Below are 6,430 nucleotides of genomic sequence, written 5' to 3' on the forward strand. Positions count from 1 at the left end.
AGAAGTAATGTGTTGTTTACTTTCGGTTGCTTGCGTCGAAGAGCTGCTGCTTCTCCTCACGCGTGAGCGATTCGTATCCGTTGCGGCGTATCTTGTCGAGAATCTCGTCAACGCGCTCCTGCTCAGCCTTGCGGCGAGCGTTGTAGTCCCAGTCGCTCTCGGGTCTGCCGGCATTGCCTCCGCCGCGCACGGGTCCGTTGTCCTTGCGTCCGGTGCGGCGCTCCCACGAGGCACGCATCGAGTCGAAGAACTGCTGTCCGCTGCGACGGCTGTAGCGAATGTCGGGATGGCGTCGCCAGTAGCGTATAAGGAAGAAGCCGAACACCATGCCGCCCAAGTGAGCCAGATGAGCCACTCCGTCGCCCGTCGTAGAGAATGCCATGAACAGCTCTATCGCAGCATAGCCCACAACGAACCACTTTGCCTTGATAGGCACAGGCAGCGGGAAGATGAAGATGCGCTCCTCGGGATAGAGCATGCCGAAGGCGAGAAGTATGCCATAGACGGCGCCCGAAGCGCCAACCGTTGTCCACATATTGAGGAACGAGGCGTTAGCGTTAGCCACGAGCATCGTCTTGCCTATCGAGAAGTTGTTAAGCTGCTCGCTCGCCAGCAGGTAGAACTGCGCGTACTGTGCCAGCTCCTGGAACAGACCCGCACCCACACCACACACGATATAGTAGAATAGAAACTTCTTCGGTCCCCATGTGCGCTCAACGATACAGCCGAACATCCACAGCGCAAACATGTTGAAGAAGATATGGCTGAAGCCTCCGTGTGCAAACATGTACGTGAAGAGCTGGTAAATGTGGAAGTCGGGTGCGAGGAAGAAGTGCAGACCAAGAACATTGTTCAGGTCTACGCCAAAACTTCTGAACAAATACGTGGCGACGAACACCGCAACGTTTATTATCAGAAGGTTTTTCGTTATAGTCGGAATATTATTCATATCACATTAATATATTTGTAAAACACAGAAATTACGGCGGCAAAATTACGAAAAATCCACGTAAATAGGCATAAAACAGGCTCTCGGCGCCTTTTTTTTCAATTAATTATGCACTTTTTTCTGTTTTTTGTTTGATTTATGAAATGAATAACCTAAATTTGTCATTGGAATTGTGTGAGTTACGCAATTTTTATTGGTTAACAACAAAAGAAACTAACATTTATAAACAAATAAAATATAGAAAATTATGAACAAGACAGAATTGGTAGAGAAGATAGCAGTAGGTGCTGAGCTCAGCAAGGCAGACGCAAAGAAGGCTCTCGAGGCTGCAGTAGAGGCTATCAAGACAGCTCTCGTAGAGGGCGATAAGGTACAGCTCATCGGCTTCGGCACATTCAGCGTTAACGAGCGTCCGGCACGCGAGGGCATGAACCTCCGCACAGGCGAGAAGATTCAGATCGCAGCTAAGAAGGTAGCTAAGTTCAAGGCAGGCGCAGAGCTCACAGCAGCTCTCAACTAAGCCGAGACAAAACTATCAGCAACAATACACAAAGACAACAGACACTACATCTGTTGTCTTTTTTTGTTTGCGGATTGTTGGTTTTGCCCCAAATATTGTTATTATCTGTAAGATTAACACATGTATGGTTAATTAAACATAATAATAACCCCTCGTCTTTTGCGACTCTAATATAAGTGACTAACTTTGTAATGCTTATTTAATATAAGTACACGCATTGAGCGTGTATGTATGAACACTAATAGAATAAAACAATTAATATTTTTTCATAAAGTTATGCAGAAAAAGAATCTTCTTTTGTTATCAGCAGCTTCAGTGCTGTTCATGACATCTTGTTCGAAACTTGGACCGCTCTCAGCGGACAACTTCACAGTAATCCCTAACCCACTCGAGACAACAGCAGGCGAAGTGCCGGCTACTGTTAATGGTACTTTCCCAGAGAAGTACATGAAGAAGAAGGCTGTCGTTACTGTTACTCCGGAGCTCCACTACGGCAATGGTCAGGTAGCTAAGGGCCAGAGCGCTACATTCCAGGGCGAGAAGGTGATGGGCAACGACCAGACTATCTCTTACAAGGTAGGCGGACGCTACACAATGAAGACCAACTTCAAGTACGTTCCTGAGATGCAGAAGAGCGAGATGTACCTCGCATTCGACGCACGCATCGGCAAGAAGCAGTTCAACGTACCTTCAGTGAAGGTGGCTGACGGCGTTATCGCTACATCTGAACTCTACAAGAATACCGTTTCATCTGAGACCGGATGCATCGCTCCCGACGCTTTCCAGCGCGTAAACGCTCAGAAGCAGGAGGCTAACATCAAGTTCCTCATCAACCAGGCTAACATCCGCAAGAGCGAGCTCAAGAACAACTCTGTAAAGGAGTTCGTAGAGATGCTCAAGAAGATCAACGCCGACAAGGAAGGCTACAACGTAGAGAACGTCGAGATTCAGGCTTACGCTTCTCCTGACGGCGGCGTTAAGTTCAACGACAAGCTCGCAGGCAACCGCCAGAACCAGTCGGAGAAGTACGTTAAGAACACATTGAAGCGTACAAAGGTGAACGCTAACATCGACGCTCACTATACAGCTCAGGACTGGGACGGCTTCCAGAAGCTCGTTGCAGCTTCTAACCTGCAGGACAAGGAGGTTATCCTCCGCGTACTCTCTATGTACACCGACCCGCAGGAGCGCGAACAGCAGATCCGCAACATGTCGGCTGGCTTCCAGGAACTCGCTAACGGCATCCTCCCTGAGCTCCGCCGCTCACGCCTCATCATCAACTATGAGACAATCGGACGCAGCGACGACCAGATCAAGGAGCAGTACAGCGCAGACGCTACAAAGCTGAGCGTTGACGAACTTCTCTACTCTGCTACTCTCGAGGATTCGCAGGCTAAGCAGGAGGCTATCTACAAGAAGACTACAGAGGTTTACCCGAACGACTACCGTGCTTACAACAACCTCGCTGCACTCGCTCTCGCTAAGGGCGACAAGGAGGCTGCTAAGCAGTACGCTCTCAAGGCTACATCACTCGGCGCTGCCGCTCCTGAGGCTCAGGCTAACCTCGGTATGCTCGCACTCGCAGAGGGCGACGTTCAGGGCGCAGAGCGTCTCATCGCCAAGGCTTCTGGCTCAGAGAACGTACAGTCGGCTCTCGGCGCACTCAACATCGCTAAGGGCAACTACGCTCAGGCTGAGAAGGACTTCGGCAAGCAGAACACCAACACAGCTGCTCTTGCTCAGATCTTGAACAAGAACTACGACGCTGCTTCGAAGACTCTCGACAAGGTAGAGAACCCGAACGCTATGACCGACTACCTCCACGCTATCGTGGCTGCTCGTCGTGGCAACAAGTTCGCTGCTAACTCTTACCTCAAGGAGGCTCTCCAGAAGGATCCGTCTCTGAAGCAGTACGCTGAGCAGGACTTGGAGCTCTCGCTTCTCAAGTAAGACTTAACATGCCCCGACAAAGGGTGTTGACAGATATTTGATAGAGGGTGTGGCTTTTGAGCACACCCTCTATTAAAAAACTCTTTTTTCTAAAATGAGAAAAACTATTATAGCTACATTACTCGCCCTGATTATGGTGTCATGTGGAACCGACAAACGTCACTTCAAGATAGACGGAAGGCTCCTGAACCTTAATCAGGGCGAGTTTTATGTATACAGCCCGGACGGAAGTCTCGGCGGAGTGGACACCATTAAGGTGCAGGCAGGACGCTTTACGTATAAGGTGGAGTGTAAGAAGGAGATGACGCTCATGATAGTGTTCCCCAACTTCACGGAGCAACCCGTCTTCGCAGAGCCAGGAAAAAGCGTAGACATAAATGGCGACGCCTCGCATCTGAAGGAGATGACCGTAAAGGGAACAAAGGCCAACGAACTGATGAACCAGCTGCGCGAACAGATTGCAAACGCTTCGCCGGCAGAGATACAGAAGTACGCGAAGCAGTTCGTGGAAGACCATCCCGAATCGATAGTAAGCATGTACGTAGTGCGCAACTTCTTCCTGCAGAAAGACAACCCCGACTTCGCTACAGCGCGACTCCTTATCGATAAGATGATAGAGAGTCAGCCCAAGAACAACGCGCTGAAGACGCTGCAGCAGACCGTGCGCAACCACACGCCCATAGCCCACAACAGCAGCGTGCCGAAGTTCGCAGCTTACGACATCAACGGCAAGCAAGTGAACAACGCCATGCTCGCAAAGGCAGACACGGCAGTCGTCATAGCGTGGGCAACGTGGAACTACAATAGCGTGTCGATGCTGCAAACCGTAGCGCAGATTCAGAAGGAGAAGGGCAGCAAAATGAAGATGCTCGGCGTTTGTCTCGACTACTCGCGCTCCTTATGCCGCACAGCGCTGCGACAGAGAGATATGGACGACGTACCTACCGTATGCGACGGCAAGGCTGTGGACGGAGATGTATACAACCGACTCGGCATGTCTAACCTCCCCGACAACATCGTTATAGAGAAAGGAAGGGTTACGGCTACCGGACTCACGCTCGAACAGCTTAGAAAGAAACTCGGAAAGGAGTAAATAGGAGCCTACGGCATTCTTGCCGTAGGCATTGTTATAAATAAATGTAGACAGAATAAACAAAAACCGAAACAAAAACTGATGAAACGTTTATCAAGACTCGCGGCTTTGGCTCTCGCTTTGCTGGCTTATACAAACGCCGGAGCGCAGACCGGCGCACGTATCGACTCGCTGCTGTTCGAGACAGACCACCGCATCGACACGGCTGCCTGCGGCGAACTGCGTCTCAACTTCGACGCGCTCTGCTTCTTCCGCGACAACGAGTACAAGGGCTACCTCACAAAGGGCTACACGCTGCCGGGCTACCGACTGCAGCCTACCGTGAGCTACCAGCCGCTAAAGAACTTGCGCGTGGAGGTGGGCGTAAGCATGCTCCACTATTGGGGAGCCAACAAGTATCCGAACCTCAACTACAGCGACATCGCTACGTGGAAGGGCGACCAGACGCAGACCGGATTCCACATGCTGCCGTTCTTCAACGTGCAGCTGGCGGTCAACTCAAGGTTCAACCTCATACTCGGCAACATATACGGCGGATCTAACCACCGGCTTATCGAACCGCTCTACAATCAGGAGAACGCCCTGTCTGCCGACCCCGAGATGGGCGTGCAGATGCTGTGGCGCGGAAAGCCGCTCGACTTCGACATGTGGGTGAACTGGGAGAGCTTCATCTTCGACAAGGACACGCATCAGGAGGCGTTCACCTTCGGTCTGTCCACACGCTTCAAGGTGAACCGACCGGAGCGACGCACGCATGTCTACTTCCCGCTGCAGGTCGTTATGCAGCATCGCGGCGGAGAGATAAACCCCGACGCCGAACAGCGTCAGGTGAAGACATGGATGAACGCGGCGGCTGGCATCGGAGCTACCGTGCACACCGACAACAAAATTCTTACGCGTCTGAACGCCGAAGCCGACGTGGCTTACTACCGCCAGGTGACGGGCAATCTGCTGCCCTACGACCAGGGAAACGGCTTCTACGTGAAGGCTGAGGCTGACATCTGGCGCTTCTGTCTGCGCGGAGCCTACTGGCACAGCTCTAAGTTCATCAGCATCTTCGGCAATCCGCTCTACGGATCGGTGGGCGTTCACGAACGCGACTTCCAGATGAAGCGCAACCGCACCGTTTGTGCGCAGCTGAGCTACGCGCAAGAACTGGGCAAGGGATTCTCGTGGGGCGTGCAGGCTGACATTTTCAACACGCTGACCACGGACGACTTCACCGTAGGCGACAAGGTGTACCGCAACAACAACCAATTGAGTCTCGCTGCCGGCATCTATCTCCGTGTAAAACCGTCGTTCCTGCTGAAGAAGTTTTAGGGGTACACTCCAGGGGGTGCACTTGTCTCCGCTCGGCTTTGCCGCTTGCCAGAGCAAGAAGTGCACCAACATATCACTCAGTGCACCAATATTAAATCCTCCCACAGAATTCACGGAATTCACAGAACAGACTGGCAAAGAATATTCTCCCACAGATTTACACAGATATTTACTCCCACAGAATTCACGGAACACACAGAACATTTTGCTTACATCTGTGTAAATCCGTGAAATCTGTGGGAGTTTCTTCTCAACAATAAATTTCTGTGAATTCCGTGAATTCTGTGGGAGTTTTCTTTTCAGCAATAAACTTCTCCCACGCAGCCTTAATGAGGCTCCCACAGATTTCACGGAACACACAGAACAGACTGGCAGAGGATATTCTCCCACAGATTGCACGGATCCACACAGATATTTATATAACGTAAAAACTCCCACAGAATTCACGGAATTCACAGAACAATTTGCTTGCATCTGTGTAAATCCGTGAAATCTGTGGGAGTTTCTTCTCAACAATAAACTTCTGTGTATTCCGTGAATTCCGTGGGAGTTTTCTTTTCAGCAATAAACTTCTCCCACGCAGCCTTAATGAGGCTCC

Annotated in this window: 5 protein-coding genes; 4 read left to right on the forward strand and 1 reads right to left on the reverse strand. The window is 50.9% G+C overall.

From position 1 onward, the window contains the following. Positions 1 to 16: 16 nt before the first annotated feature. Positions 17 to 949, reverse strand: a complete 933-nt coding sequence (locus KTQ90_RS08925) for a rhomboid family intramembrane serine protease (protein ID WP_217318128.1) — start codon at positions 947 to 949, stop codon at positions 17 to 19. 247 nt (positions 950 to 1,196) lie between these two features. On the opposite strand from KTQ90_RS08925, the gene KTQ90_RS08930 reads away from it, so the two are divergent. From KTQ90_RS08930 to lpxZ, 4 genes are all read left to right on the forward strand, one after another. Further along, a complete protein-coding gene (locus KTQ90_RS08930; protein ID WP_022157493.1) occupies positions 1,197 to 1,469 on the forward strand; it encodes an HU family DNA-binding protein in 273 nt (90 codons plus the stop codon). Between the two features lie 276 nt (positions 1,470 to 1,745). After that, on the forward strand, positions 1,746 to 3,419 hold the full coding sequence (locus tag KTQ90_RS08935; protein ID WP_022157494.1) for a tetratricopeptide repeat protein: 1,674 nt from the start codon (positions 1,746 to 1,748) through the stop codon (positions 3,417 to 3,419). Positions 3,420 to 3,513: 94 nt separating this feature from the next. Next, the gene (locus tag KTQ90_RS08940; protein WP_217318129.1) at positions 3,514 to 4,512 is read left to right on the forward strand and encodes a DUF4369 domain-containing protein; all 999 of its coding nucleotides are present in this window, start codon (positions 3,514 to 3,516) and stop codon (positions 4,510 to 4,512) included. 81 nt (positions 4,513 to 4,593) lie between these two features. After that, positions 4,594 to 5,832, forward strand: coding sequence for an LpxZ family protein (gene lpxZ, locus KTQ90_RS08945; RefSeq protein ID WP_217318130.1), 1,239 nt, complete (start codon positions 4,594 to 4,596; stop codon positions 5,830 to 5,832). The last annotated feature ends 598 nt before the right edge of the window (positions 5,833 to 6,430 follow it).

The sequence above is a fragment of the Leyella stercorea genome (assembly GCF_019052365.1).
GTDB lineage: Bacteria > Bacteroidota > Bacteroidia > Bacteroidales > Bacteroidaceae > Prevotella.